30 protein-coding genes are annotated in these 26,055 nt (G+C 46.2%); 9 read left to right on the forward strand and 21 right to left on the reverse strand.

Annotated features, from left to right (window positions below; all coding sequences use genetic code 11):
* Positions 1 to 24 precede the first annotated feature (24 nt).
* Complete coding sequence (locus R5H20_RS20905) at positions 25 to 624, reverse strand: nitroreductase family protein (RefSeq protein WP_006639329.1); 600 nt, start codon at positions 622 to 624, stop codon at positions 25 to 27.
* A gap of 330 nt (positions 625 to 954) precedes the next feature.
* On the opposite strand from R5H20_RS20905, the gene R5H20_RS20910 reads away from it, so the two are divergent.
* Genes R5H20_RS20910 through R5H20_RS20920 form a run of 3 tightly spaced genes read left to right on the forward strand, consistent with a single transcriptional unit; the run spans position 955 to position 2,560 of the window.
* Complete coding sequence (locus R5H20_RS20910; protein WP_006639330.1) at positions 955 to 1,431, forward strand: chromate efflux transcriptional regulator ChrS; 477 nt, start codon at positions 955 to 957, stop codon at positions 1,429 to 1,431.
* A 14-nt stretch (positions 1,432 to 1,445) separates the two neighbouring features.
* Positions 1,446 to 2,027: a chromate efflux transporter ChrB gene (locus R5H20_RS20915; RefSeq protein ID WP_006639331.1), complete on the forward strand. Its 582-nt coding sequence runs from the start codon at positions 1,446 to 1,448 to the stop codon at positions 2,025 to 2,027.
* A complete protein-coding gene (locus R5H20_RS20920; protein WP_006639332.1) occupies positions 2,024 to 2,560 on the forward strand; it encodes a chromate efflux transporter ChrA in 537 nt (178 codons plus the stop codon). The genes R5H20_RS20915 and R5H20_RS20920 overlap by 4 nt, the downstream gene beginning before the upstream one ends.
* A gap of 7 nt (positions 2,561 to 2,567) precedes the next feature.
* Here the strand turns inward: R5H20_RS20920 and R5H20_RS20925 are convergent, their stop codons facing one another.
* The 4 genes from R5H20_RS20925 to R5H20_RS20940 form a co-directional block, all read right to left on the reverse strand.
* A complete protein-coding gene (locus R5H20_RS20925) occupies positions 2,568 to 3,884 on the reverse strand; it encodes a UDP-glucose dehydrogenase family protein (RefSeq protein ID WP_006639333.1) in 1,317 nt (438 codons plus the stop codon).
* 53 nt (positions 3,885 to 3,937) lie between these two features.
* Positions 3,938 to 4,690, reverse strand: a complete 753-nt coding sequence (locus R5H20_RS20930) for a tyrosine-protein phosphatase (protein WP_006639334.1) — start codon at positions 4,688 to 4,690, stop codon at positions 3,938 to 3,940.
* 24 nt (positions 4,691 to 4,714) lie between these two features.
* A complete protein-coding gene (locus tag R5H20_RS20935; protein ID WP_006639335.1) occupies positions 4,715 to 5,440 on the reverse strand; it encodes a YveK family protein in 726 nt (241 codons plus the stop codon).
* Between the two features lie 222 nt (positions 5,441 to 5,662).
* A complete protein-coding gene (locus R5H20_RS20940) occupies positions 5,663 to 5,806 on the reverse strand; it encodes a YwzD family small protein (RefSeq protein ID WP_006639336.1) in 144 nt (47 codons plus the stop codon).
* A gap of 218 nt (positions 5,807 to 6,024) precedes the next feature.
* Here R5H20_RS20940 and R5H20_RS20945 point away from each other — a divergent pair, with 218 nt between their 5' ends.
* The 5 genes from R5H20_RS20945 to ureC all read left to right on the forward strand — a co-directional run bounded on the left by R5H20_RS20945 (position 6,025) and on the right by ureC (position 13,072).
* Positions 6,025 to 7,623, forward strand: coding sequence for an SWIM zinc finger family protein (locus R5H20_RS20945; RefSeq protein ID WP_006639337.1), 1,599 nt, complete (start codon positions 6,025 to 6,027; stop codon positions 7,621 to 7,623).
* Positions 7,610 to 10,375, forward strand: coding sequence for a DEAD/DEAH box helicase (locus R5H20_RS20950; RefSeq protein WP_006639338.1), 2,766 nt, complete (start codon positions 7,610 to 7,612; stop codon positions 10,373 to 10,375). Before R5H20_RS20945 ends, R5H20_RS20950 begins: the two co-directional genes overlap by 14 nt.
* Before the next feature lie 302 nt (positions 10,376 to 10,677).
* Entirely contained in the window at positions 10,678 to 10,995 is a 318-nt protein-coding gene (gene ureA, locus R5H20_RS20955) for an urease subunit gamma (protein WP_006639339.1), read from the forward strand.
* A complete protein-coding gene (ureB, locus tag R5H20_RS20960; RefSeq protein ID WP_006639340.1) occupies positions 10,992 to 11,366 on the forward strand; it encodes an urease subunit beta in 375 nt (124 codons plus the stop codon). Before ureA ends, ureB begins: the two co-directional genes overlap by 4 nt.
* Entirely contained in the window at positions 11,363 to 13,072 is a 1,710-nt protein-coding gene (gene ureC, locus R5H20_RS20965; protein ID WP_006639341.1) for an urease subunit alpha, read from the forward strand. Before ureB ends, ureC begins: the two co-directional genes overlap by 4 nt.
* A gap of 196 nt (positions 13,073 to 13,268) precedes the next feature.
* Here the strand turns inward: ureC and R5H20_RS20970 are convergent, their stop codons facing one another.
* The 10 genes from R5H20_RS20970 to ssb all read right to left on the reverse strand — a co-directional run bounded on the left by R5H20_RS20970 (position 13,269) and on the right by ssb (position 20,502).
* Complete coding sequence (locus R5H20_RS20970) at positions 13,269 to 14,153, reverse strand: Cof-type HAD-IIB family hydrolase (RefSeq protein ID WP_006639342.1); 885 nt, start codon at positions 14,151 to 14,153, stop codon at positions 13,269 to 13,271.
* 15 nt (positions 14,154 to 14,168) lie between these two features.
* On the reverse strand, positions 14,169 to 14,939 hold the full coding sequence (locus tag R5H20_RS20975; RefSeq protein ID WP_006639343.1) for a transcriptional regulator GlcR: 771 nt from the start codon (positions 14,937 to 14,939) through the stop codon (positions 14,169 to 14,171).
* A gap of 200 nt (positions 14,940 to 15,139) precedes the next feature.
* Positions 15,140 to 15,757 (reverse strand): transaldolase family protein, encoded by a 618-nt coding sequence (locus tag R5H20_RS20980; RefSeq protein ID WP_006639344.1) that lies wholly within the window; start codon positions 15,755 to 15,757, stop codon positions 15,140 to 15,142.
* 18 nt (positions 15,758 to 15,775) lie between these two features.
* Positions 15,776 to 16,561: a sorbitol-6-phosphate dehydrogenase gene (gene srlD, locus R5H20_RS20985; protein WP_006639345.1), complete on the reverse strand. Its 786-nt coding sequence runs from the start codon at positions 16,559 to 16,561 to the stop codon at positions 15,776 to 15,778.
* A gap of 17 nt (positions 16,562 to 16,578) precedes the next feature.
* On the reverse strand, positions 16,579 to 16,944 hold the full coding sequence (locus tag R5H20_RS20990) for a PTS glucitol/sorbitol transporter subunit IIA (RefSeq protein ID WP_006639346.1): 366 nt from the start codon (positions 16,942 to 16,944) through the stop codon (positions 16,579 to 16,581).
* A gap of 23 nt (positions 16,945 to 16,967) precedes the next feature.
* Positions 16,968 to 17,975 carry a PTS glucitol/sorbitol transporter subunit IIB gene (locus R5H20_RS20995; RefSeq protein ID WP_006639347.1) on the reverse strand — a complete coding sequence of 336 codons (1,008 nt, stop codon included), beginning with the start codon at positions 17,973 to 17,975 and terminating at the stop codon, positions 16,968 to 16,970.
* A gap of 16 nt (positions 17,976 to 17,991) precedes the next feature.
* A complete protein-coding gene (locus R5H20_RS21000) occupies positions 17,992 to 18,540 on the reverse strand; it encodes a PTS glucitol/sorbitol transporter subunit IIC (RefSeq protein WP_006639348.1) in 549 nt (182 codons plus the stop codon).
* Positions 18,537 to 18,980 carry a transcriptional regulator GutM gene (locus R5H20_RS21005; protein WP_006639349.1) on the reverse strand — a complete coding sequence of 148 codons (444 nt, stop codon included), beginning with the start codon at positions 18,978 to 18,980 and terminating at the stop codon, positions 18,537 to 18,539. The genes R5H20_RS21000 and R5H20_RS21005 overlap by 4 nt, the downstream gene beginning before the upstream one ends.
* Positions 18,977 to 19,939 (reverse strand): sugar-binding transcriptional regulator, encoded by a 963-nt coding sequence (locus R5H20_RS21010; protein WP_029419610.1) that lies wholly within the window; start codon positions 19,937 to 19,939, stop codon positions 18,977 to 18,979. The genes R5H20_RS21005 and R5H20_RS21010 overlap by 4 nt, the downstream gene beginning before the upstream one ends.
* Before the next feature lie 221 nt (positions 19,940 to 20,160).
* Positions 20,161 to 20,502, reverse strand: coding sequence for a single-stranded DNA-binding protein (ssb, locus tag R5H20_RS21015; RefSeq protein ID WP_006639351.1), 342 nt, complete (start codon positions 20,500 to 20,502; stop codon positions 20,161 to 20,163).
* Positions 20,503 to 20,773: 271 nt separating this feature from the next.
* On the opposite strand from ssb, the gene R5H20_RS21020 reads away from it, so the two are divergent.
* Entirely contained in the window at positions 20,774 to 21,187 is a 414-nt protein-coding gene (locus R5H20_RS21020) for a YwpF-like family protein (protein WP_006639352.1), read from the forward strand.
* A gap of 41 nt (positions 21,188 to 21,228) precedes the next feature.
* On the opposite strand, the gene mscL is transcribed toward R5H20_RS21020, so the two are convergent.
* From mscL to spoIIID, 6 genes are all read right to left on the reverse strand, one after another.
* Positions 21,229 to 21,618 (reverse strand): large conductance mechanosensitive channel protein MscL, encoded by a 390-nt coding sequence (gene mscL, locus R5H20_RS21025; protein WP_006639353.1) that lies wholly within the window; start codon positions 21,616 to 21,618, stop codon positions 21,229 to 21,231.
* A gap of 73 nt (positions 21,619 to 21,691) precedes the next feature.
* Positions 21,692 to 22,126 (reverse strand): 3-hydroxyacyl-ACP dehydratase FabZ, encoded by a 435-nt coding sequence (fabZ, locus tag R5H20_RS21030; RefSeq protein WP_006639354.1) that lies wholly within the window; start codon positions 22,124 to 22,126, stop codon positions 21,692 to 21,694.
* A 233-nt stretch (positions 22,127 to 22,359) separates the two neighbouring features.
* On the reverse strand, positions 22,360 to 23,184 hold the full coding sequence (locus tag R5H20_RS21035; protein ID WP_006639355.1) for a flagellar hook-basal body protein: 825 nt from the start codon (positions 23,182 to 23,184) through the stop codon (positions 22,360 to 22,362).
* 61 nt (positions 23,185 to 23,245) lie between these two features.
* Positions 23,246 to 24,085: a flagellar hook-basal body protein gene (locus R5H20_RS21040; RefSeq protein WP_006639356.1), complete on the reverse strand. Its 840-nt coding sequence runs from the start codon at positions 24,083 to 24,085 to the stop codon at positions 23,246 to 23,248.
* Between the two features lie 203 nt (positions 24,086 to 24,288).
* Entirely contained in the window at positions 24,289 to 25,290 is a 1,002-nt protein-coding gene (mbl, locus tag R5H20_RS21045; protein ID WP_006639357.1) for a cell shape-determining protein Mbl, read from the reverse strand.
* Positions 25,291 to 25,487: 197 nt separating this feature from the next.
* The gene (gene spoIIID / locus R5H20_RS21050; RefSeq protein ID WP_006639358.1) at positions 25,488 to 25,763 is read right to left on the reverse strand and encodes a sporulation transcriptional regulator SpoIIID; all 276 of its coding nucleotides are present in this window, start codon (positions 25,761 to 25,763) and stop codon (positions 25,488 to 25,490) included.
* Positions 25,764 to 26,055 lie beyond the last annotated feature (292 nt).

Raw genomic sequence — 26,055 nt, forward strand, 5'->3', positions numbered from 1 at the left:
TCGTTCATTGGGGATTTTCTTTGTTTATTTATGGATTTTCACGCGTTCAGAAATCGGTGCGAAATCTTTTTCTCCCGGCTCTGATACCGGATGGCCGAACGGCATTTGGGCGATGAGCTTCCAATGTTCAGGGATGTTCCATTCTTTTTTGACATCCTCATCAACAAGCGGGTTATAGTGCTGCAATGTCGCACCCAGCCCTTCGCTCTCCAAAGCGGTCCACACAACAAGCTGAAGCATGCCTGAAGACTGCTCAGACCAGATCGGGAAATTGTCTTTATATAATGCAAATTGTTCTTGAAGTCCTTCGATGACATGCTGATCTTCAAAAAACAGAACCGTACCATAGCCGTTTCCGAAAGCGTTCATTTTTTCCTGAGTGCTTGCAAATTGATCAGCAGGAACGATCTTTCTCAATGTTTCAGTTGTGATATTCCAAAACTTATCATGCTGGTCGCCAAGCAGAACAACGGCTCTTGAGCTTTGCGAGTTGAATGATGATGGGGTGTGATTGACGGCAAACTCGACGATTTCTTGAATCCTTTCATCCGAGACCTTTACATCTTTAGAGATTCCATAAATAGAACGTCTTTCTTTAATGGCTGTATAAAAATCTTTTGCCAATTTTTCCGCCTCCAATTTTAAAAAATTATCTCGATTTCGAGATAATTATAGTCCATGTTTCAAAGCGCGTCAAAAGATTTGTCTCATACACCTCTTCGCTACGTGTTTTCTTTTGACGTACAGCGGGCGGGAACCTCATGATCTACCTCCACGGAAGAAGACACTTTACACTTTTTCGTAAAGATGAATAAAAACACTATAATCCTTCTTATCGAAATTTAATATATGATACAATTGACAAAACGTTTTTGAAAACAGAAAACACATTGCAGTTTAGAATTGCCACGGCACGATGAAAACATATACCAAACATAAAAGGAAGGTGCGTCTATGAGCCTTGATTACCATATGCCGAATTTAGTACTTGATGAAACCGATAAAAAAATTCTTTCCATATTACATGAGGAGGGGAGAATTTCTTATACGGATCTTGGAAAACGCGTAGGTCTGTCCAGGGTTGCCGTTCAAACAAGAATCAACAATCTGATTGAAGAAGGCATCATCGAAAAGTTTACTGCCGTTATCAATCCCGCAAAAGTGGGAATTCATGTATCGGTCTTCTTCAATGTTGAAGTCGAGCCCCAATATTTAGAGGCTGTCGCCGCAGCACTTGAAAATGAACCTGCTGTGACAAGCCTTTATCATATGACAGGCCCAAGCAAGCTGCATATGCATGGAATCTTTGCAAATGACCATGAAATGGAGCAATTTCTGACCAAACGCCTGTATCCGTTGAAAGGCGTCGTCAGCGTGGATTGTCAGATGCTGATCAAACGCTATAAAAGCCGCATGGGCATGAAGCTGTAAAAGGGGGAACCGGTATGAAGCATCCTTTTCGGGAATTGATCATAGCGATGGTGAGGACCGGAATATTGGGATTTGGCGGCGGACCTTCCGTTATACCGCTGATCCGCCACGAGGCCGTCACAACATTCAAATGGATCGATGATGATGAATTCGGTGAGATCCTGGCTATCGCCAATGCGCTTCCAGGCCCGATCGCCACAAAGATGTCGGCGTATTTGGGGCATAGAGTCAAAGGCACCCCGGGGGCCATCGTCGCGACAGCGGCACATATCCTGCCGACCTGTACAGCGATGGCCGCGTTGTTTGCCGCCGTCAATGTGCTTAGCCATTCGAGCGTCGTCAACGGCATGATCGGCGCTGTCACCCCGGTCATTGCCGTGATGCTCGGTATCATGGCATATGAATTCGGTCAAAAAACGCTGAAAGGATTCGGTGTTGTAACCGGCATTCTTTGTTTCATTCTTGCATTTTTGGGGCTTCAGGTGTTTTCCATTCATCCAGGAATCGTTGTCATGATTTTTTTAGCTTATGGAGCATTCCACTTTAAGTTGAAAAGAAAGGTTGCACAGGAAAAGGATAAAGGGGTGTCTTCATGATCCTGCTTTATTTGTTTTGGGCTTTTTTCATCGCAAATCTGCTGGGCTACGGCGGCGGTCCGGCGTCGATTCCCCTTAATTTTGAAGAAGTTGTTCACCATTTTCACTGGCTTTCAAAAGATGAATTTTCCAACATGCTGGCGCTTGCGAACGCTTTGCCTGGACCGATCGCCACAAAAATCGCCTCATATGTCGGATATAGTGTGTTTGGGTGGCCCGGTGCGGTCGTCGCTCTCATTGCGACCACACTGCCTTCTGCCGTCGTGCTCATTTTATTGCTCAAGTTGATCAGACGTTTCCGCAAGTCGCAGGCCATAAAAGGAATGACACTGGCCGTCCAGCCCGTAATCGCCGTTATGATGCTGCTCTTGACATGGGAAATCGGCGGTGATGCAGTTCATTCCATTGGATTTATACAAACATCGGCCATCGCGTTGGTAGCATTGGTGGGATTGACAAAATTCCGCATCCACCCGGCGGTTATCATCGCCGCAGCGTTCGCATACGGCGGCATTGTCATCCCCCTGCTCTAAAGCGGCGCTACATCGGGACGGGAACAATCTGCCGCCTTCCGATGGAATGGTATTCAATACCTGCTTCAACAGCTTCCTGCAATTCATGGCAGTTCCTCCCGTCAAACACGACCGGGTCATTCATCAGCTTTCTGTAGGCTGCCAAAGGGAAAGCTTTAATGTCTTCCCAATCTGTTAAAATCATCACCGCGTCAGCATCCTTTACAGCATCTTCAATCGTCTGCGCATATTGCACATTTTTATTTAATACCTGTTTTGCATGTTCGGTCGCAACAGGGTCGAACGCTTTAATCTTCGCACCCTTGCCGGCCAATGTTTCGGCAATGACGATTGACGGGGCTTCCCTCATATCATCGGTATCCGGCTTAAAAGACAGGCCGAGCAGAGAAATCACCTTGTTTTGTAAACCGCCGAGCCGGCTTTCCGCTTTTTCGACCAACAGGGTCTGCTGCTTATTATTTACTTTAATCACTGATTTCAGCAATTCGAAATCATGCTCTACATGGCCGGCAATTTGGACGAGTGCGTTCGTATCTTTTGGAAAGCATGAGCCGCCGTAGCCGATGCCGGCTCTTAAAAACTGATGGCCGATTCTTTTATCCTGCCCCATTCCGTATGCGACAGACTCAATATCCGCACCGACTTTCTCGCAAATATTTGAGATTTCATTTATAAAACTGATTTTCGTGGCCAGAAATGCATTTGATGCGTATTTGATCATCTCTGCGCTTCTGATATCGGTTTTCATAATAGGAATGCCAAATGGCGCAAAGACCTGTTCAAGCGTGTCAGCCGTTTGTTCATCTTCGGCTCCGATTACGATCCTGTCGCCGTGAAACGTATCATAAATGGCTGAACCCTCCCGTAAAAATTCGGGATTGGACGCAGCCGATATGTGAATGGGATGTGTTAGATGATGTTCGATGAGCTTCAAAATCCGTTCACTTGTGCCGACCGGAACAGTGCTTTTCGTCACGACAAGACAATCGCGCTTCACATGGCGTCCGATCATTTCCGCCGCATGTTCAATATACCGGAGGTCTGACCAGCCGTTTTCCTTTTGCGGTGTACCAACAGCGATAAATATGATATCAGCCCCTGAAATGCCTGTTTCAAAACTGGTGTCAAACGCCAGCCTGCGACGGTCAAGGTTGCTCCGGACCATGTCTTCGAGTCCGGGCTCATAAATCGGCGACACCCCTTTTTTCAACATAGCGATCTTTTTTTGATCAATATCAATGCATGTGACATGATGGCCGATTTCCGACAGACAGACGCCCGTCACAAGACCGACATACCCGGTGCCAACAATGGAAATCTTCATGCTGCTCCTCCTCTGACTGAATAAATGCCGGCTTGCGGAGCATCCTGGCTTTTTTACAGCAGGCCCAACAGCTTTTTCCTTTTGAGCGGAAGCGGGGGTTTTTTAGGTATATCCCGGTTTTTTAAGAGAAGCCCGGCATTTTCTATAAACATACTCAAAAGATCAGGGCCGTATTCGTTTTCCAATTCATCAAAAAGGAAGGAACGGGTGGTCAGATTGTGCGCATCTGAGGCGAAAAAGTGGACGAGATCGGCTTCGATGAAGCGGCGGGCCAGCTTTTTGATATTTCTCCCAAACCTCCCGGCAAGACTTGAACATGTGACCTGGACATATGCCCCATTTTTGACAAGCCGGTATAAAAGATTGGGATTTTCCATGATTTCCATATTTCGCTCGGGATGTGCAATCACCGGAATAAACCCATTCAACTGAATATCGAACAGCAGCTTTTCCGCATAGCGGGGAACATGGTGGTAAGGAAGCTCGATCAGGACATATTTCGTATTGGAGAGGCTGAGGAGCCTTCCCCGCACAAGGTCATCTTTTAATTCGCCGTATAAGCGGATTTCCTGACCTGGCAGAATGTTCAGCGGAATGTTTTCCTGCTTGAGTCTGGCCGTCAACGCCGATACGCCGGCAAGTATCTCCTCTTTTTCATGCTCGCATATGCCGGCTCTGTGATGCGGGGTGGCGATAATCGTGTGGACTCCTTGGGAAACCGCTTTTTTAGCCATTTCGATGCTGTCATTCATACACCTTGCTCCGTCATCAAGCGCGGCAAGAATGTGACAGTGAATATCGATCATAACCGGACCTCCCATATTGTTCGCTTAAAACGACTGATCCTTCCCGATGACCCCGTTCACCAGCCTGACGGCTTGTCCTTTTTTTGGTTTCGTGTATAAAACATTCCCCAGGATGGGAAGCTCCAGCCCATTTTCAATGTCTTCCTCGTTTTTGACCGTGCTGTTTAAAAGCTCAAGAAGAAAGGCGAGACCCGCTCCGAGCAGCAGTCCAAACATCGTGAAGACAGCCATGTTAAACATTTTGTTGGGACTGACCGGCGCAGGAGAATCATATGGCACGGCTTTTGCCACAATGCTGATTTCAGCTTTATCGTTCATAATGTCTTGGATGTCTCTCTGAAAAACGGAGGCGACTGTATTTGCGATTGCGGCGGCTTTTGAATAATCCTTGTCCGTCGCGGAAATACTGACAATCTGCGACTCATTTTCGCTGGCAACGGTAATTTTTTTCTTTAGTTCTTCCGTCGTTTCCTGAAGGTTGAGATCATCCTTCACTTTATTTAAAATAACTGGGCTTTTCATGATCACATTATAAGTGTTGATGAGTTCAAGATTGGTCTGAATGTCGGTAAAGTTTGAGGTTTGGCGGCCATTGATGAGGATTTGGACAGATGCCTGGTAAACCGGTGTGAGCAAAAAATAATTAACGGCGGCGGTTGATGCAGCTGCCGTCATCGTAATTAGAATGATGAGAGCGCATCTTTTTTTCAAAACGAAGAACATATCTTTAAAGCCGAGCTTGTCTCGCATAAGAGCCCCCCTTAGGCGAAGTATTTATTTAAATTTTCAGCAAATTTCCATCGTTACCTTAATTATACATATTTATTACACAACGGGAAGAAATGAATCATGACAAATAGCGGGAGATTCCGGGAAAACGGGGTCTTTATATGGTAGTAACTATCGATTTTTGCAGGAACAGGGCTTTTTTTGCTGAACGAAAAAAAGCCGCAAAACGAGTTCGCAGCTTTTTTACGTTGTATAACCATTTTTAATATGAATTATCAGATCTTCAAGCAATTCTTTTGTCGTAATATCATGCGACTTTTCGCCAATGTCGTAAGCATGCATAAGAATTTTCAAAAATTCTTCCTGATTCAATTCCTTATCATCCATATCCTTTTCCTTTCAGCTTCCAAAGAATTCATAATTTTTTTGCGTTATATTTCAGATTATATGATGTTCATTAACGATTTGCCATAGTCTAATACATTATTCGACAGCTGTCCGTTTTTATGTCCTTTTCCCGAGAAAATCTTTTTTGCACGAATCAATTGAGCTATAATAGAGAGATTGGAAACTTTTTAAAAGTGATTCGGTTAGGAGCGATAGACATGCTTCAGGAAATGATCTCAAAAACGGTTGTAATGGAGGCGGCTGAGCAGTTTAAGCATGTGCTGCCGTGCAATGATGAAAATATTCAGCTGATGAAAAAAGCTCTTATATTATACAGACAGGATTCAGTCTATCGGGTAAAAGCGCTTGACGGGCAGACAGCCTCCGCTTATGTCCAGGACGTTGTACCGGTGAAAGTCACCATTGATCTGTCCGCTGTCACAAAAAGCAGCTGTTCGTGCCCGTCGAAAAAAATCTGCCGCCACGTCCTTGCCGTTTACTTATATTTATATGCACAATATGAACGATTGGGAACATTTACGGAATATTGGAAAGAACAGCGGCAATCCCTTGATCGGCAGTTGCTGGTCAATCAGCTTCGGCGCAAACCCGATGAAGGTGTGCAGACGCTTGAAGGCTGGGTCCGCTTTTTCAAGTCGGAATTCAGCCTTTGGGAACAGCAGACGCCTAAAGGCCAGCAAACGATGCAATATCTTTATTATGGATATTATTCAGCCCTAAAAAAACGGACGCCAACCGAACCTGAGCTGAAAAAAATCTACCAGATCCATGCCGCTCTTGCGACATGGCTTGCCATGCACACACTGATTGAAAAAGGGCGCATCGATCCGGAAAAAGACTTTTATTCACTGAATCCCTATGTCGAACAGCTGATGGATACGATTTACGGTTCAATAGATGAGCTGAAAACCTATGCGCTGTCATTTGCGCTTGATCCATTTTTAGAAAAAACGCCCGGCGTCGTTCGTGAGCTGCTGCTCAAAGAAGACATATTTCAATATGAAAGACTCCGGGTATTCGGAGAGATTTGGAGCGCTCTTCTCGCCCGTCCGAAATGGCTCAAGGAGGAGCTTGATGTTTTACAGCAATTGAACGGCTCCCCGGAAATTCAATTCGGCCGGCTCCACCTCGAATTCCTGTTAAAAAACGACGACGTGATGTTTGAACAAGCCGACACTTTTTCTCCCGACATTCTGCCCTATATGTTTCAATGGCTCGGGATCATGACGGCGAAAAAGGATTGGAAACGCCTTAAAAAATGGTATGAGCACCTTGAACCTCTTGTGGAAGGCTTCTGCAAGCTTGATAAACCGTACCGGGACATCCGGGATGTATTGAGCGAATTCTTCCTGTTTCTCGGCGATTACAGTAAAAACGCAAATGATGAGCATTTATATGAAAGGTATTGCAAAAAATGCCTGCCGTACACCTTTACGGAATACAGCCATTTTCTTTATAGCCGGAAGCGATTTATAGAATGGATGGAGATCCACAGCCTTGTCGGCTTTACAATCGCCGAGATCGGGCAGAATGCCTTGAAGGACATCGCCGCAGAGGCGCCCGAAGCGCTGCTCCCTTCTTATCACAGAGAAATTTCGGAGCTGATTGAACAGCGGAACCGCAGCGCATACAATGAAGCCGTCAGCTACTTAAAAAAGCTGCGCACTTTCTATAGAAAGCTGAAAAAACAAGATGTCTGGAAGCGGTACATGGAACAGCTTACGGCCCGCCACAAAAGGCTGCGTGCGTTCCAGGAGGAGCTAAAGAAAGGAAAGTTGATCGATGGCGAGTCTTAAAGAAATCGTGATACACGTCGAACAATCGGAAGACTATACATTCATTTTATCCTGCTATGACACGGATGATCAGCCGCTGACGCGGAGCCAAATGGAAAGGCATCTTTTCCAATGGCACGAATCATCCTTTTACGGCACTTTTCTTGAGGATGCAGGATTGGAAAAACCGGCCGTGCTTTTGTCTCCCTGGATGGCTGTCGAATTTCTTGGCAAAAACTCGTTTAATTCTTTTAGCGACATTTTGCTGACTGAGGAAACAGAACCGTTGATGAAAACAGCTTCAACGATTTATGAGTTTATTGCGGATCAAGATTTCCTGCCCGATTATGATGCATGGAAGCAAGGAAAGCTGTGCTGGAAGGACAAAGAAGGCCTTTTGGAAGGCTTTACGGCGGAGTGGTTTTCCAGTGCAGTCGATGACTATATCGATTACAACGATGCACTGAGGGCAAAATGGGAGGCGATCGTTGAACATTCTCCGGCCATTACTTCATTTAAAGGACATTTTCTCGATGAAGATGATTTTCTTGAAACGATCGGCTGGCTCGAGAATCCAGTGCCGTTTACCGTCGGCCTCAGGTTAAACGAGCCCGACTTTGACGGTGATGATTGGAAAATTGAATTGTTTTTACGCGATAAAAAAAGCGGGGAAATCCAGTTTTTCGACGGTTTGAAAGGATTAAAAGCATCGTGGCGCGCGTACGCCGATAAACTCGCCCGCGAACAGGACCGGTTCCGCCAAATCGTTCCATGGCTGACGATCGAGTCGGGCACGACCCTGCTGTCAGAAGAAGAAGCCTGGATCTTCCTGTCTGAAGCAAGCGAAACACTCGTCAGCATGGGGATCGAAATCCTGCTGCCATCCTGGTGGCAGATTGTTAAAGACAGCAACATGCTGCTGAAAGCGAAAGTTTCTTCAGCACCAAGGGGCGAATCTTTCGTCGGAATGAACGCTCTGATGGATTTCAACTGGCGGTTTGCGACAAATGGAATCGAACTGACAGAAGAAGAGTTTCATCAGCTTGTCGCAAATAAAAGGCGGCTCGTTAATATCCGCGGACAATGGATCAAAATCGATCCGAATTTTATTAAACAAATGAAAAAGCTGATGGAACGCGCCGAAACTGAAGGGCTTCACATGTCAGACATCCTCGCGCGGGAGCTGACAGACCGAAGCGGAGAGCATAAAGAAGACGACCTGCTCGATACCTCCGCTTTCAGCGAAGTGCAGTTTGAATTGTCATACCAGCTGAAAAACATGATCCGAAAGCTGAACGACAGACATGAGCTCCCATCATACCCAGTCAGCAAATACTTTAAGGGCACGCTCAGAGCCTATCAGGAAGACGGACTGAACTGGCTCCTCTTCCTCCGAAAATGCGGATTTGGCGCCTGCCTCGCAGATGATATGGGGCTCGGGAAAACCATCCAGATGATCGCGTATTTCGCCTATTTAAAAGAAAAAGGACAAAAAACGCCATCCCTGATCATTGCACCGACTTCGGTGCTTGGGAACTGGCAGCGCGAGCTTCAGGCATTCGCCCCCGGTGTATCGGCGGCGCTCCATTACGGTCCAAAACGGCCGAGAGGAGAAGCATTTCAGAAAGAGTACAAAGATGCGGACATTGTGTTAACCTCCTACGGCCTCGCGCATTCCGATTTTGACGATCTGACAAGTGTAATGTGGAACTGCATCTGCCTTGATGAAGCGCAAAATATTAAAAACGCGCATACAAAGCAGTCCCGCTCTATCAGAAAGCTGAAAGGCCTTCACCATATCGCGCTCAGCGGAACGCCGATGGAAAACCGGCTCACAGAGCTGTGGTCGATTTATGATTTTATGAATAAAGGCTATTTCGGAAGCCTGGGCAGCTTTCATAAGCGCTTTGTCCTGCCGATTGAAAAAGACCGTGATGAAAAGCGGATTGAACAGCTTCAACAGCTGATTAAGCCGTTTTTGCTGAGACGAACGAAACAGGATCAGGAAGTCGCCCTCAATCTTCCCGAAAAACAGGAGGAAAAAGAATTCATCCCGCTTTCGGCAGAACAGGCATCCTTATATGAGCAGCTTGTAAAGGATACATTTGAACACATGACAACTCTCGCCGGAATGCAGAGAAAAGCATTGATACTCAGCATGCTCGGCAAATTAAAGCAAATCTGCGACCATCCGGCCCTCTACTTAAAAGAGTTTGAAACAGAGCTTCTGAACGGCAGATCCGTTAAGCTGGAAAAACTGCTTGAGCTGATGCAAACGATTCGCAGCCGGCAGGAAAGCTGTCTGATTTTCACCCAGTATATTGGAATGGGTGAAATGATGAAGCGGCTGCTTGAAACGTCATTTGACGAACCTGTCAAGTTTTTGAATGGAAGCTTACCGAAACTGGAAAGGGACAAAATCGTGGAGCAATTTCAAAACAAAGAATTTCCGATTCTGATCCTATCCTTAAAAGCGGGTGGAACGGGTTTAAACCTGACAGCCGCCAATCATGTCATCCATTATGACAGATGGTGGAATCCGGCTGTCGAAAACCAGGCGACAGACCGCGCCTACCGGATCGGCCAAAAACGGTTTGTGCATGTCCACAAGCTCATTACCACCGGAACAATTGAAGAAAAAATCGATCAAATGCTCGAATCAAAGCAATCGCTCAATGACCAGATCATTCAAAGCGAGAACTGGATTACCGAGCTTTCTGAAGAAGAACTTGAAGAGCTGTTTACATTAAGCACAGCCGCTATTTCGGGATGATGTCAAAGCAGCCGCCGTTCAGGCGGCTGTTTTTTATTTTTTCTAAAGTCGTGGGTCTCCACCTCGTTTCAATACTGCATGTTTTATCATTTTTCAGCTGAGCCTTTACACGTTTCCCTTTTCAATATTGACAATTTTTTTAATATTTTAAATATTTTTTGAAGAATTTTATCATTAATTATATAATTATCATGAAATTATTAACTTCCTTAACTTAAAACTTTGGCATTTCGATTTAAGGAGGTGATACCGGGAAACCTTGTTCATTTCTTTTTATATCAAGCAAAAAAGGAGGAGAAAGGATGAAATTGACACCGGTTGAACAAGAAAAGCTTTTAATTTTTGCCGCGGGGGAGCTGGCAAAACAAAGAAAGGAACGGGGTGTGCTGCTGAATTATCCAGAGGCAGCAGCTTACTTGACCTGTTTTATTATGGAAGGCGCACGCGAAGGAAAAAGTGTGGCTGAACTGATGGAAGCAGGCCGGCATGTCCTGACGGCAGACGACCTGATGGAAGGAGTTCCTGAAATGCTGGAAAGCATCCAGGTTGAAGCGACTTTTCCTGACGGCGTCAAACTTGTCACCATTCATCAGCCGATTGCACGGGAGGCGACAACATGAAACCTGGGGCTTATCAAATTGCTGATGGCATGATTTCAATAAACGAGGGACGGGCAACAAAAGAGATAAAAGTGAAAAATACAGGGACACGCTCTATTCAAATAGGCTCCCATTTTCATTTTGCAGAAGCCAACCGGGCTTTGGCTTTTGACAGGGAAGCTAGCTTGGGGATGCGGCTGAATATTCCGTCCGGAACTTCAGTCCGGTTTGAGCCGGGGGAAGAAAAAACCGTTCAGCTTGTAGAACTCGTCGGACGGCGGACAGTCAGGGGATTAAACGGCATGACTGAAACATTTCTTGATGAAAGAGGAAAAGAACAGGCGTTGAACCGTCTAAAAAGCGCCGGATGGATAGAGGGGGTTAAGCGGTGAAACTGACGAGAACACAATATGCTGAGCTGTTCGGACCGACAACAGGTGATAAAATCAGGCTCGGGGATACCGATCTTTGGATTGAAGTCGAAAAAGATTTCACTGTTTACGGGGAAGAAATGATTTTTGGCGGAGGAAAAACGATTCGCGATGGTATGGGACAAAATGGCCGAATCACCGGTAAAGACGGCGCGCTTGATCTTGTGATCACAAACGTTGTCGTGCTTGATTATACGGGGATCGTGAAAGCCGATGTCGGCATTAAAGACGGCCGAATCGTTGGAATCGGAAAAAGCGGAAATCCGGACATCATGGATCAAGTTGATCCGCATATGATCGTAGGAGCCGGAACAGAAGTCATCTCCGGTGAAGGAAAAATTTTGACAGCCGGCGGAGTTGACACCCATGTTCATTTTATTTGCCCGCAGCAAATGGAGGTCGCCCTGTCTTCTGGAGTGACGACATTAATCGGCGGCGGGACAGGCCCTGCAACCGGCAGCAAAGCGACAACATGTACATCAGGAGCCTGGTATATAGCAAGAATGCTCGAAGCCGGTGAAGAATTTCCGGTCAATGTCGGTTTTACGGCTAAAGGAAACGCTTCAGATCCAGCGCCGTTGATTGAGCAGGTGGAAGCTGGAGCGATCGGACTTAAGCTTCACGAAGACTGGGGAACGACGCCGAGAGCCATCAAAACTTGCATGGATGTCGCGGAGGAAGCGGATATTCAAGCAACGATTCATACTGATACGATCAATGAAGCCGGATTCCTTGAAAACACGCTTGAAGCGATAGGCGACCGCGTCATTCATACCTACCACATCGAAGGGGCCGGCGGAGGGCATGCGCCCGACATTATGAAGCTTGCTTCTTATGCGAATATCCTGCCTTCATCTACAACTCCGACAATTCCGTATACCGTCAACACAATCGATGAACATTTGGATATGATGATGGTTTGCCACCATTTGGATGCCAATGTTCCTGAAGATGTCGCCTTCAGCCACTCGAGAATCCGGGCGGCCACGATTGCTGCGGAAGACATTCTGCACGATATCGGCGCAATCAGCATGACATCCTCTGACTCACAGGCAATGGGCCGAATTGGCGAAGTGATCATCCGTACTTGGCAGACGGCGGATAAAATGAAAAAACAGCGCGGCGCTTTAGTTGGAGAAAATGGAAATGACAATGTGCGCGCAAAGCGCTATATCGCAAAATATACCGTCAATCCCGCTATCACTCATGGCATCAGCCATGAAGTCGGGTCAGTCGAGAAAGGTAAATTAGCCGACCTTGTCCTCTGGGACCCGATGTTTTTCGGCGTCAAACCGGAGCTCGTATTAAAAGGCGGAATGATCGCAAGGGCGCAAATGGGTGATCCGAATGCCTCCATCCCTACGCCGGAGCCTGTATTGATGCGGCGGATGTATGCTTCTTACGGTAAAGCGAACCGCTCGACTTCCATTACATTTATGTCTCAGGCAAGCATTGACCGCGGTGTCCATAATACATTGGGGCTAGAGAAAATGATTTCCCCTGTCCGCGGCATTCGGCGGCTCAGTAAAATGGATATGAAATGGAACAGAGCGCTTCCAAAAATTGAAATCGATCCTGCATCATACCAAGTATACGCCGACGGAGAAGAACTGTCGTGCCAGCCGGTCAGTTCCGTCCCGCTCGGCCAAAGATATTTCTTATTCTGATAAACGCTAAAGAAGATGAACACAGGTGATGTTCATCTTCTGTTTGGCCCTTCAATGTCAAAGGAAGCATCCCCAACATCTTATGATGAGATGTCGGAGATGCTGAATCAAAGAAGGGCAAGTATTAAATCGCTGCCCCTATCGTTACGCTGCCAGCTCTGCACCGGCATCACGCCGATATTAAAGGGTATGCGAATTAAATCGATTTTAAACCTTTTTTCTGATCGATGAGGTGCCGCAGGATATGAGCCACACCGTTTTCATCATTTGTCAGCGCCACTTCGTCGGCCATCTCTTTAATATCCTCGCGGGCGTTCCCCATCGCAAAGCTCCTCCCGGCTGCTTTCAGCATGGAATAATCGTTGAGGCTGTCTCCGACGGCAGCCGTCTCATCCAGCGGAATGCCGAGCTTATGCGCCAGTTTTTCTAATGCGAGCCCTTTGGACGCCTGAATATGCTCAAGCTCAAAATTGTGTTCGGCCGAAGTGACGAGCGTTAGGCCCTTTTCCTTTTCAAAGCGTTTCCAGCCTTTTTCAAGCTTTTCTTTATGAAAGGAAAAGCCTAAAACGTTGTATACATTGAGGTTTTGATCGCGTTCAAACAGCTCCCGATAAGAGTTGATGTACGCGTAGCCGTTTTGGCTGAGCTGCTGCTCGGCGGCCAGTTCAAGCTTTGATAAATCGGCATCGGGATTTGCGCTTCTCAGACGGTCCAATTCGATATCGAGCAGCTCTCTTCCATTTTGCGGAGTAAAGATCGCATCATCGCTGAACACTTCATAGTAGTAATTCTCTTCTTCAAGCCAGCGAAGAATTCCTTCCGCCTTTTTCCGCTCAATCGGAACGGCATGGCAAAGGCGCCCTTCAGGGTCGTGAATCACCGCTCCATTGGCGCTGATGATCCATGTTTTGATGCCTGTCTCCTGAAAAATCGTTTGCACGTCAAAAGACGCCCTCCCTGTGGCAATGACCACTTCAATTCCGTTTTTCTGCGCTTCCTTTATCGCTTCGATGCTCTCCCTTGCCACTTTGCTTGCACTGTTTAATAAAGTCCCATCCAAATCCACGGCAATCATTCTCATCAGCTGATTTCCCCCTTATGTCCCTTCTTGTTCTGCCACAAGCAGCTCCACACCGTGCTGATCGAGCAGCCTCTGGAATTCTGTTACCGGCAGCCTGTCGGTAATGAGAAGATCAATGTCGCTTAGCCCGGCATACCGGAAAAAATCCGTCCTTCCAATTTTGGAGTGATCCGCAAGCGCGATCACTTGTTTCGCTTGGGATATCATTTTCCTCTTGACCATTCCATCCTCTTCATGGGCAATTGTCAGCCCCTTATCAGAAACTCCGACAACCCCGATGAAAGCTTTATCGACATGGTAGCCTGACAGCTTTTCAATTACGGAAGCGCCATATAAAAATCTGTGCTCCTTCTGAAGCTTTCCGCCGAGAAGATGGATATCCGCCCCCCTCCTTGAAGAAAGAACCTCCGCCTGGTTAATCGAGTTGGTTATGATCGTACAACTGATATCCGGCAAATGCTCTGCACAGGCTTGAACTGTCGTGGACGCGTCGAAAATGATATGGTCGCCTTCCCTGATTAATGAAGCAGCCGCTTTGCCGATCATGTTCTTTTCTTCAGAAACGATTTCCAGTCTTCCGGAGTAGTCTTTAATCTCATCATGAATGGTCGGCAAGATGGCGCCGCCCCTCGTCCGGATGATCGCGCCACGCTCTTTCAGCTTGACGAGATCACGTCTTGCCGTATCTCTTGAGACTTGGAATAAAGAGCAAATCTGCTCAACGGAAATTCGTTTATGCTCCTTTACATAGTCGATGATGGAAATTAACCGTTCCTCCTGATACACTTCATCATTCCTTCTTCTCTTAAGTGAAATTCGTTGTTGTTAAGTAATTATAAGTTAAATTCATAATGATATCAAGACGAAATAAGTAAAATTAAGCAAAAAAGGACTGAATGCTAGAGCATATGTACATCTCCAGCATCCAGTCCCTTTGTTAAAGAGAAAACGTTCCATATTCAGACCGCCAGGCTTTGCGAAACGCCTCAATATCCCGGTCTATAGCGGGATATTGAGGCCAGTTTCCCGAAAAGCGCCGGACTGATCGTCGCTTCATGGCTCCCCGCTTCCATCACGGAGAGAATTTGCCCCTTATGTTTAAAGCTTGCCGCAAGCACTTTGCAATGAAATCCGTACATGCTGAACAAGCCGACAATCGTTTTGACTGTCCCTGCTCCATCGCCGAATTCATTGTCAATCCGGTTGACATATGGCGCAACATACCCTGCACCCGCCTTTGCTGCAAGGACGGCCTGTGCAGCCGTATAGACAGCCGTTCCGGTTATGCGGAAATTTTCTTTAGAAAGCTGTTGAATCGCACGCAATCCTTCTTTTGTGACGGGGATTTTGATCCAGACGTTTCCATCGAGCCAATCGTGCAGATCCTTTGCCTGCTCCATCATGCCCGCACAGTCTTTGCCAATGATTTGGGCATGAAGGGGCAGATGATCGGGAAGAAGGCGGCGAATCTCTTTGATCTGCTGCTTAAATGGCCGCTTTTCCCCGGCTATCAGTGCGGGATTGGTCGTAACGCCGTCAATGGGCAGCGAATCTAACAAGCTTTCAATCTCTGATATATTTGCTGAATCCACAAGCATTTTCATTTCCGTCACTCCCCGCGTTTAATGCATGACCTGTCCTCCGGTCACATTTATGGATTGGCCTGTCATATAAGAAGCTTGATCTGATGCATAAAATAATACGGCGTTGGCGATATCATCGTACGTACAGCCGCGCTTCAGCGGAACTTTTTCCGTATACACGCGCTCCACTTCGCTTTCGGGAATACCCAGCTTTTTCGCATATTGCGGTATTAAGCTTTGGAACATCGGGGATTTCAATAAGTTCCCCGGCATAATGCTGTTCACGCGAATATTATGTTCGGCAAGATCGAGCGCAAGACTTTGGGTTAAGCCGACACCGCCGAATTTTGAGGCCGAATATGCCGTATTATGTTTGCTGCCGACTTTTCCGGATTTTGAGTTGATTTGAATAATAGATCCTGAGCCCTGCTCGATCATGACTTTTGCCGTTTCTTTTGCGCAAAGAAAATATCCGGTCAGGTTGACATCGATGGTCTTCTCCCAATCTTTCAGCTGAAAGTCGATGATTTTATTGCTTTTCGCGATTCCCGCGCTGTATACCATGACATCGATTTTGCCAAATGCAGCAGACACGTTCTCAATCATTCGTTTGACATCATTTTCTTTTGTAAAATCCGCTTCAATCGCCAGCGATTTTTTACCGTATTTCTCGGCTGCCTGATCCGCGGTTTTTTTGGCGTTTTCTCCATTGATGTCCGCGACGGCAACGTCGTATCCCGCTTCTGCCATCCGGTAGGACAGCGCTTCACCGAGGCTTTGTCCTCCTCCGCAGATTAACGCCGTTTTCCCTTCATTCATTTCCATATCGCACTCGCTCCTTATCAGCTTCTTTTAATTTGAATCCAATCTCCAGCCAAAACCTTAGGCAATTCTTTCTGTTCAAGATATAACGTGCCGGGCAGTTCCGCAGTACTCGCCCCGTCAAATTTGAGCGTAATATGTCCAAGGTTGGCCAGGTTCTGCGCCACGGCTTCCCCAACGGCGGTCACTTTATAAGATTCCCCGCCAAGCAGAAGCTCATCGCCTTTCATGACATCTTCTTCAACGGGCTGTATATCAATCGATAAGCAATAATCTTTTAATTCTTCTGGCGCTCCTTCGCCGAATAAAATCAGCATTTTTTCATCTGAGAAAGCGGATGCTAATGCTCCGATTTTATTGATTTTCGTTTTATAAATCATAGACATGGTTTCTCCCTCCTCAAACAATCTCAGCTGTCATACAATCCAAAGCTCGCCAGCCAAGCAATGAAAACCGTAGGCGCTCCCGTTAAAAATCGCGAATACAGCACGGATGGGACTCCGACTTCGACGGTTTCCACCTCTGCTTCAGCAAGCCCGAGGCCGACAGGAACAAAGTCTGCAGCCGCCTGTGAGTTGATCGCAAATAATGCGGGCAGCGCGAGATTCGGCGGAATGTTGCCTTTTCCGATCTCTACGCCGATCAATGACCCGACCACCTGGGCGATAACCGCGCCGGGGCCGAGGAACGGAGAAAGCAGCGGAAACGAACAAACAAACGCGATTAACAGCAATCCTGGAAGGGAACCTGCAAAAGGAGACAGAAATTTCGCAAAAATATCCCCAATTCCCGACTCTTTGATGATGCCGATCAATAAAGCGACAAATGCCATGAATGGAAGTATCGTTTTGATAACGGTTTCAATCGCTTCCCGGCCGGCCTGATAAAAAATGCTGACAACCGACCCCATCGCCATTCCGACTTTCGCCATGACGCCTTTTGGCGCCTGCTGTTCACTAATTTTTTTGTCTGTGCTATAATGGTTTTGTTTATGTTCTATTTGATTATCTTTTAGAATATTGGACTGTTCCGGCTCTTCTTTAGCCTTATGCAGTTTGATATTCTCTTTTTTTACCCCTGAAACATAAATATCTTCTGTAATATGGGCAGCGAGCGGCCCGCTTTTTCCAGTTGCCATCACATTGATGGTCGGTATCCGTTTTTGCGGATATAGACCGCATCTGAGCGTCCCCCCGCAATCAATAATGACAGCGGCCATTTCCTTTTCGGGAACCGTCGTCTTAAAACCGTCGACGAGCGTACATCCCGCAAGCTCCGCCAAATAGTCGGCAAACTCCGGCTTGTTTCCCCCTGTGACATATACGATTTTATTTTTTTGTTCATCAGGGGTGATCACCAGCGGTCCGCCAAATCCTCCCGGCCCTTTTGACACTATAACCGAACGATAGGAACTCATCTGTCAACCGCCTTTCTTATTTAAGTTCGATCGAATCCTTTAATGAAACACCCTGCTGTTTCGCTACATAAGCCGTTGTGAAATCCGTCACCCAGCCTCTTAAAAAGTTGGTCACAATCCCGACCAAAAAGTAGCGGAGAGCCAGCTCTGTCGTTTCATGCCCCAATGTCGTAATGCCTGCGGCAATCCCGAGAAAAACAAACAGCTCGCCGGGATTCACATGGGGGAAGAGCCCGTTGTGGGTATGGCAGGAATAAGAAGCTGCGGCATAATAGCTCGGTTTGTATTTTTCCGGAAGGAACTTTCCGAGCGACAGCGTCATTGGGTTTGCAAGCATAAAAGTTCCGGCGGCGGGTAGCACCAAATACCGCGTCAAAGGGTTTTTTCCCGATTTTTTCGCAAGCGTTTCAACCCGCTTTTCTCCAATCAGCCGTATCATTGCATTCATGGCGACAAGCAGCATTATCAATAAAGGAACGATGTCTGTAAGCATGCTGACAAAAACTTCGCCGCCATGTCTGAATAAATCCATAAATTTTTCTGCAAACCATGTTACGTTTTTCATATTTCACCTCTTTTTTTCATCTGAAGATTAAACAGCTTTTGAAACAGCGATTTCTTTGGCGGAACATCACCTCCTTTAGTGATGATGCTGAATGTTCTTAACGCATCCTGAATTGCCAGCCTCGTCAGGCGGTCGTGAGAGGCAAGGTCGGACTGCCCGATTTTCGGCAGATACTTTCCTTCAAAGCCCTTTAAAGGCCTGATTCTTGAAAAAACCGTAACCCCTTGCATTTTGGAGGCCTGAATGATTTTATTCCGTTTATCAATGACAAACAAAACGACCGTCCCGGCTCTGAACAGCCCGGTCCGCCTTCCGACCGCCACTCTTCCCATCCGCCTGTATTCCGCGAATGTTCGATTGAAATGCCTGATTTGCCAAAAGCCCAATACGCTTTGGAGAAGCCAGGCTATGCCAAGAGCAATGATAAAATAAATGATCATGTTTTGTTCTTCACCTCCGCGGCGATTTCTCTGGCTGTTTCGGCAGTCGTCACCAAAACATTAATGTAGCGGCCTTTGGCTGCTCCGATAATGGATGGAACCTTTTCACGCGATTCGGCCAGGCCGATTGAATATTCCAAATCTTTCAGCCGATTGATGTCTATGGCAATGGTTCTGTCATTAATCTCGGTGTCTATTAATTTTCCGGAACGGTCAAAAAAACGGGAACAGATATCGCCGACTGCATGTTTTTCTTTTAAACGCTCCATATCCTCATCTCCGTAAAAACCGGTCCAGATCATATTGGATGAACTAACCGGCGCTCCGATTCCGACGGCTGCGACCGTAAGACCGTTCCAGAGTCCTTCTATTTTTTTGAAGTAATGGGACTTTACAATTTCGTCCTTTGTTTCTTTTTTCTCTACGACCGCTGCGGCATCGATAAAATACGGCGTGCCGCCAAAATCACTGGCAATGCTGTAGACGATGCTGTTCACGTGGTATTTTGTGTCCATTGTGCCCGGGCCTCCGACAAGCGGAACGAAAGAAGCGCTGCGTTTCCTGACTCCGTGGAATTCTCCGATCATGCCCGCCATCGTCGTCCCCCACGCAAATCCGACCGTATCACCGTCTTTAATGACGCGCTTTAACATATCGGCTCCTGCTTTGCCTACGCTTTTCTTCTTTTCCTCGGCTGTCTGCCCCGGTTTTGTCTCGCAGATAAACACTTCTTTAAGGCCGAGAAGCTGTTCAAGCTCGCGCTCTAAATCGTAATGGGCTCCGACATTGTCATCGATCGTAATTTTGACGATGCCTTCTTCCCGCGCCTTTTTCAGCATGCGGCCAACGGTTGTCCTGTAAATTCCCGTCGCCTTGGCGATCTGGCTTTGTGTCAAATCTTCTTCATAGTACATTTTGCAAATTTTGATTAAAAGACGCTTGTCATCTTTCATCTCCATACGATCACCCTTTACACTTTGCACATTTGTGCAAGTAATGGTCATTTGTTTTGTATTCGCTTACATTATACATACAGGACATTCTTGAGTCAATTTAAATTTGTCTTTTTTTTGACGAAATAAAAAAACCGGTTCTAAAAACCGGGTACAAGAGAGGAGAAATAGGGAGAATTCATTGATTTTCTATAGGAAAGGAGTTTGAGAGGAAAATCGTTCATGGTCTAGATCTCTGCGGTTTCGCGGGTTTTTCCGCCCAAAAAATGAGCGGAGCGGGCGACGACTTCTGTTAGAAAGATGCGTTTCCCTTCTGAATTCACATAATGGCGTGTTTGAATTCTGCCGTTCAAGCCGACAATAGAGCCTTTGCTGCAATAGTCAGCCGTATTTTCAGCCGTTTTTCGCCACAATGTGCAATTGACAAAGTCCGTTTCAATTTTGCCTGCGGCATTTTTGAAATGCCTGCTGACAGCCAAAGTAATATTTGCAACAGGGACACCGTCAGATGTATACCGCAGCTCCGGGTCCTTCGTTAAACGCCCGACCAGCATGATCTGATTAAACATTCCGTCCCTCCCTTCATCAGCGGTATCCCCAGTTTACAAGAGAAATCCCTGCAAGCAAAATATGGATAAAAGGAAATTGTTCCTGAGAAATTCAGTTTCCATTATATTTTATTGCTTTTATTACCATTAATAATAAACATCTTTTCTTTTTGATTTGGAAATATGTATTTTTCAAAAAAGTGCTGGTATATAAAACATACACGTTTACGAGCTCTCAGACTGAATATGCTATAATGGTTATACAACTATGAAAGCTTGTGGGGTGATAGCAATGAAAACCTTTAGGCTTATTGATTTGAAAATCGTCCGTCAGGATGACACGGCAAAACGGCTTGAGGAGTTCCCTCTGATCGACGGCCTGATCATCAACAAGGAAGACGGAGAAAACCACTGGATGGTCGAAGGGCTTGTCTCTAAGGAGTATCGATATTTTTTTGAATACCTTTTGCAGGAAGGCAAAGAAGTCAAAACATACGTTACGATTACCAAAAAAAGCAACCGGCCCGCACAGCTGCTGGCAAAGGTCAAAAACATCACGGTTCTCGGAGAGCATGTCTCGGTTTTACTGGACGGCAAAATGGTGAGGTCCAAGTTCGGAAGGGATTCCGACAAGATTTTAGAGGGATTGATAAAAGAAGGGTATACCGGAGATCGGCTTCTTGAAGCATTTAAGCAAAATATATAAAAAAGGCTGTCCTATAAAAGCGGCAGCCTTTTTGTTTACTGTTAAGAATGTTTCGTACGCTCCTTTAGCAAGTCGCGGATTTCTCTGAGGAGTTCTTCCTGAGGATCGGGACCGGCTTCTTCTTCCTCCTCCAGAATGTCTTTCTTTTTCTTCAGCTTGGACAGATACCGGATAAAAATAAAAATCGAAAATGAAATGATGAAGAAGTTTACGATCGTCTGAATGAACATCCCGTACTTGATGACGGCATCGCCGAATGTGAAAGAGAGTGCTGAAAAATCCAGTCCCCCGAGCAAAAGGCCAAAGACGGGCAGAATAATGTCATTGACGAGCGAGGTCACGATTTTTCCAAAAGCGCCGCCAATGATCACCCCGATGGCGAGATCGATTACATTTCCCTGAATCGCAAAGTTTTTAAAATCTTTCCACATACAAGGGTCCCCTTTCCGTGATTCATACATCATAAAAAAACAAATGGGTTCATGCAAAACCCATCTGTTCCGATTATTCCTGTTTTTCTCCGAGCGAAAACATCAGCTCGGCTTCACAAACGATTTCACCGTCTACTTTGGCGACTCCTTTTCCTTTGCCGATTGAGCCGCGGAAACGGATGACTTCAAGCTCAAGATGCAATTGGTCTCCCGGCTTGACCTGCCTTTTGAAGCGACAGCTGTCAATTCCTGCAAAAAACGCGAGTCTTCCGCGGTTTTCTTCTTTCATCAACAGGGCCACCGCTCCGATTTGCGCCAGTGCTTCCACAATTAACACACCCGGCATGACCGGGTAGTTTGGAAAATGGCCGTTAAAAAATTCTTCATTTACTGTAACATTTTTATAACCCGCAGCCCGCTTGCCTTCTTCTACCTCCGTCACTCGGTCAATGAGCAAAAAGGGGTAACGGTGGGGAATAATTTCTTTGATTTGTTGGGCATCAAGCATTGACTTGGCATCTCCTTTTTTGGAAAATATGTAAAGAACAATCATTCGGTGCCTAATTCTGTACATCTGGAAGTATATTATGAAACGTCATCTTTTTCAACAATAGTTAAGCGAATTCCCCGGCTGTCCATACACCGGAACGATTCAGTCCATCCTTTTTAGGCCTGAATGTCCGCAGTAAAAAAGGAGCTGATTCCCCAATGCTGATTGGGTTCAGCTCCTTTTTTATTGTGCTAGCGCACCGAATTGATCAGCCCCATCATTTGATCCCCCATCGTAACCGCCCGCGAATTCATCTGGTAAGACCGCTGTGAAGCGATAAGGTCTGTCATTTCCTTTGACACGTCAACGTTTGACGCTTCAAGGAAGCCCTGCTTCATGGAGATATCCTGCCTTCCGGCTCCTGTTAAATTGATGAGAGCCGTTGCTCTTAAGTTATCGTCAACAGAAAAGAGGTTGCTGCCTTCCTCTATCAGAGCCTGCGGCTTTACAGCCCGGACGATGCCTAAATTAAACCTCAAAGACGCTCCGCCTTGGCCTGATGAAACGGTAATGGTTCCGTTTTTATCGACTTGGAAATTTTGATAGCGCCTGTCAAAACGGATTGCATTTCCGTTCTCATCAAGGACGGGGTGGCCATCCTTCGTGGCCAGCTGCAGCTGATTGGCGTTTCCTGCCGCAGGAGTCAATTCAAATGTTCCGTCTCTCGTATATTGAACTTCGCCATCGACATCGACCTGGAAGTATTGGTAAGGGGAGGTCAAGGCGATATCCAGCTTCCGGCCGGTCTCCTTTACGCTTCCCTGGCTGTGTGTCAGCTTTTCGGTCATGACGGCGCCGACGCCGAGCCGGATGCCGGGCGGCGTCTTTCTGCTTTGGGCCACTTCATTGTTCTTCTCGTTTACTTGTTCAATCTGCTGCCTTACGAGCTCTGAAAAGCTTGTATTTTTCGCTTTATATCCCGCCGTGTCAAGATTGGCAAGGTTATGGCTGATATTATTCATCTGTTTTTGCAGTTCATTCATCGTGTTTGAAGCTGTTATCATGGATCTTAGCATGTCTTCCAACATCCTCCATTTACGTTGATTGCGATCTTCGCCGGAAAGTGCCGAAGCTTATTTATACAATTTTTCCAATTTCGTTCGCCGCTTTGTCCATGCTTTTATCATAAGCCTGAAGAACTTTTTGATTGGCTTCGAACGAGCGGTAGGCAGTCGTCATTTCCGTGTAGTCTCTCGTCACATCAACATTTGAGCGCTCTGACATCCCCTGTTTGAGCGAATAATTGACGGCGGGATTCGCGGCTGCGCTCGGCAGCTCCTGTCCATTTTCAGTCCGGTACAGGTCGTTTCCTTCCCTTGCCAAATTCCTTGTATCAAGCGCGATGCGAACGTCGATTGCTCCGAGGTTCCTGCCGTTTTCTGTCACGGTTCCATCCTCTTCCACTTTAAAGTTCCCGCTTTCCACGGCAATCGGCCGGCCGGCTGTCGAAAGAACGACATTTCCGTTGATTGTCAGTTCATTGTTTTCATTTAATGAAAAACGGCTGCTTCTTGAGTAGCGGATATCTCCGCTCCCCAGTCTGACAGCATAGAACAGCGCCGCCTTATCCTTGGTCTGTTCATTAACGGGAACCTCTTTTTCACTGATCGCAATATCTGTCGGCTCATTCGTGCTCTGCAGATCGCCTTGCGAAAAAAGGGGCTTGAGCTCCTGCATGTAAACTCCCGTATTTAAAGAGCCGATCGGGGTTTGCTTCGAAAATGAGCGGGAACCGCTGCCTGTCTGAAAAGAATCGGACTCAATCCGGCTCAGGAGCATTTCGGGAAACGAGCGGATTGAACCTTGATCTTCTTTATATCCCGGTGTATTTGCATTTGCAATATTATTCGTCAGCATTTCCGTGCGACGCTGCTGGGTGATCATTGCTGACGCTGCTGTATAAAGTCCTTTTAACATCGTTTCACCTCATATATGGTAATACCTTCTATAAAGCGGGTTCTCTTTCGGTTTTAGGCTTGTAATGATCTTCATTTGCAAACCAGGAACATTTGTTCTATAATAACATTCAAGGATACCACTCTTTGTATCGGCTGTTTGGCGGCTGCTTTTAAGCTTTTCCAATAAAAAAACCTCATCCTGAAAAGAATGAGGTTTTATAATCAGCTTAATTTGCGTTTCGGAAGCTTGTCCATGTTATCCAGCATGACGCCGGTTCCGACAGCGACACAATCCATTGGATTTTCGGCAACAAGCACAGGCACCTTCAGCTCTTCTGCAAGAAGCTGGTCGAGGCCGTTCAGCAGCGCGCCGCCTCCAGTGATGATCACGCCTCTGTCGATGATGTCGGCTGAAAGCTCAGGCGGCGTTCTTTCAAGCACTTGTTTGGCAGCCTGTACGATAACGGACACCGATTCGCGAAGCGCTTCTTCCACCTCTTTGCTCGTTACCGTAATCGTTCTCGGCAACCCTGTGACCATGTCACGTCCGCGAATGGAGATTTCCTCATGACGTGCGTCTGGGAAAACAGTTGCGACTTTGATCTTGATGTCTTCTGCTGTCCGTTCACCTATTAACAGCTTGTACTCACGTTTGATGTAATTCAGAATTTCCAGATCAAACTTGTCCCCAGCCATTTTAATAGAAGAGGCGGTGACAATATCGCCCATAGAGATGACTGCGATATCCGTCGTTCCACCGCCGATATCCACTACCATGTTTCCGCTAGGCTGAAAAATGTCCATTCCTGCGCCGATTGCGGCTACCTTAGGCTCTTCCTCAAGATATACATGCTTTCCGCCGCTTTTTTCAGCAGCTTCTTTAATGGCTTTCTGCTCTACAGATGTAATATTTGTAGGGCAGCAAATGAGCATGCGCGGTTTTGAAAATAAACCTTTCACATTCAATTTGTTAATGAAATGCTTCAGCATGGCTTCTGTTACTTCAAAGTCTGCAATAACGCCGTCTTTTAATGGACGTATCGCAACAATATTCCCAGGTGTACGTCCTACCATTCTCCTTGCTTCTTCCCCGACAGCAAGCACTTTCCCAGTGTTTTTATCGAGAGCGACAACTGAAGGCTCGTTTAAGACAATCCCTTTTCCTTTCACATGGATCAGCACGTTCGCTGTACCAAGGTCAATTCCAATATCCCTTGCAAACATCTATCTATATCCTCCTCGAAATCTGTTTCACAGCAATGTCCACATTCTGCCCTAATTATATATTTTATCATAAAAATTAGAAAAAAAAGCGTACTTGTGAAAGTTCTTCACAATTTTTTTGTGGCTTTTTATCGACAAACAGATGGAGGATATCGGGAAATGACGAAAATCGGCGTTTATTACTGATCCATTCTTCCCTATTGAACAGGCTCCCTTTCAAGAATTTCCTCTTTCTTATATTTTAGTTTTGTCGCTTCCCCGCCTCGCAAATGTCTGATCGATTTATGATAATCAAGAATTTCTTTTACTTCATTGGCTAAATCAGGGTTAATTTCAGGCAGCCGTTCTGTCAAATCCTTGTGTACGGTACTTTTGGAAACACCAAACTCCTTCGCGATCACACGAACCGTTTTTTTCGTCTCCACGATGTACTTCCCTATCTTGATTGTTCGCTCTTTGATGTAATCGTGCACACCACTCGACCTCCCTAAAATGGATGTGAGAAGTGTGAAATGAGATCCGTATACTGAAAGAAATCACTATTTATACAGCTTCTTCGTTTTATGCTTTTCCAAGTAGAATTTTGAAATACTCCCACGATCCCTCACCTCAAACACTCTCTTTGTTAGGTTTGTATCAGTGTATTAGCATTGAAATGGGATTATGCTAAAAACTCAGGGAGGACAAGGGGTTTATCAGGCATTTTTATTTCGGGCTTCAAAATTTTCTGCTTTACAGGGTGTAGGACATCCAGTAAAATGAATA

The organism is Bacillus sp. KICET-3 (genome assembly GCF_033261025.1).
GTDB classification, from domain to species: domain Bacteria; phylum Bacillota; class Bacilli; order Bacillales; family Bacillaceae; genus Bacillus; species Bacillus sonorensis.

Coding starts and splice junctions, on each gene's coding strand:
- R5H20_RS20935 (WP_006639335.1), bottom strand. CDS start 5,440: ATGCGAGACAAGCTCGGCTTTAAAGATATGTTCTTCGTTTTGAAAAAA.
- R5H20_RS20980 (WP_006639344.1), bottom strand. CDS start 15,757: ATGAAAATGCTTGTGGATTCAGCAAATATATCAGAGATTGAAAGCTTG.
- R5H20_RS20945 (WP_006639337.1), top strand. CDS start 6,025: ATGCTTCAGGAAATGATCTCAAAAACGGTTGTAATGGAGGCGGCTGAG.
- R5H20_RS20930 (WP_006639334.1), bottom strand. CDS start 4,690: ATGATCGATATTCACTGTCACATTCTTGCCGCGCTTGATGACGGAGCA.
- R5H20_RS21040 (WP_006639356.1), bottom strand. CDS start 24,085: ATGTTAAAAGGACTTTATACAGCAGCGTCAGCAATGATCACCCAGCAG.
- R5H20_RS20950 (WP_006639338.1), top strand. CDS start 7,610: ATGGCGAGTCTTAAAGAAATCGTGATACACGTCGAACAATCGGAAGAC.
- R5H20_RS20970 (WP_006639342.1), bottom strand. CDS start 14,153: ATGAGAATGATTGCCGTGGATTTGGATGGGACTTTATTAAACAGTGCA.
- R5H20_RS21005 (WP_006639349.1), bottom strand. CDS start 18,980: ATGATCATTTATTTTATCATTGCTCTTGGCATAGCCTGGCTTCTCCAA.
- ureB (WP_006639340.1), top strand. CDS start 10,992: ATGAAACCTGGGGCTTATCAAATTGCTGATGGCATGATTTCAATAAAC.
- R5H20_RS21035 (WP_006639355.1), bottom strand. CDS start 23,184: ATGCTAAGATCCATGATAACAGCTTCAAACACGATGAATGAACTGCAA.
- R5H20_RS20915 (WP_006639331.1), top strand. CDS start 1,446: ATGAAGCATCCTTTTCGGGAATTGATCATAGCGATGGTGAGGACCGGA.
- R5H20_RS20920 (WP_006639332.1), top strand. CDS start 2,024: ATGATCCTGCTTTATTTGTTTTGGGCTTTTTTCATCGCAAATCTGCTG.
- srlD (WP_006639345.1), bottom strand. CDS start 16,561: ATGGAAATGAATGAAGGGAAAACGGCGTTAATCTGCGGAGGAGGACAA.
- mscL (WP_006639353.1), bottom strand. CDS start 21,618: ATGTGGAAAGATTTTAAAAACTTTGCGATTCAGGGAAATGTAATCGAT.
- fabZ (WP_006639354.1), bottom strand. CDS start 22,126: ATGCTTGATGCCCAACAAATCAAAGAAATTATTCCCCACCGTTACCCC.
- ureA (WP_006639339.1), top strand. CDS start 10,678: ATGAAATTGACACCGGTTGAACAAGAAAAGCTTTTAATTTTTGCCGCG.
- R5H20_RS20940 (WP_006639336.1), bottom strand. CDS start 5,806: ATGGATGATAAGGAATTGAATCAGGAAGAATTTTTGAAAATTCTTATG.
- R5H20_RS21020 (WP_006639352.1), top strand. CDS start 20,774: ATGAAAACCTTTAGGCTTATTGATTTGAAAATCGTCCGTCAGGATGAC.
- ssb (WP_006639351.1), bottom strand. CDS start 20,502: ATGTTTAATCAGATCATGCTGGTCGGGCGTTTAACGAAGGACCCGGAG.
- R5H20_RS20910 (WP_006639330.1), top strand. CDS start 955: ATGAGCCTTGATTACCATATGCCGAATTTAGTACTTGATGAAACCGAT.
- mbl (WP_006639357.1), bottom strand. CDS start 25,290: ATGTTTGCAAGGGATATTGGAATTGACCTTGGTACAGCGAACGTGCTG.
- R5H20_RS21000 (WP_006639348.1), bottom strand. CDS start 18,540: ATGAAAAACGTAACATGGTTTGCAGAAAAATTTATGGATTTATTCAGA.
- R5H20_RS21010 (WP_029419610.1), bottom strand. CDS start 19,939: ATGGAGATGAAAGATGACAAGCGTCTTTTAATCAAAATTTGCAAAATG.
- R5H20_RS20925 (WP_006639333.1), bottom strand. CDS start 3,884: ATGAAGATTTCCATTGTTGGCACCGGGTATGTCGGTCTTGTGACGGGC.
- R5H20_RS20990 (WP_006639346.1), bottom strand. CDS start 16,944: ATGTCTATGATTTATAAAACGAAAATCAATAAAATCGGAGCATTAGCA.
- R5H20_RS20995 (WP_006639347.1), bottom strand. CDS start 17,975: ATGAGTTCCTATCGTTCGGTTATAGTGTCAAAAGGGCCGGGAGGATTT.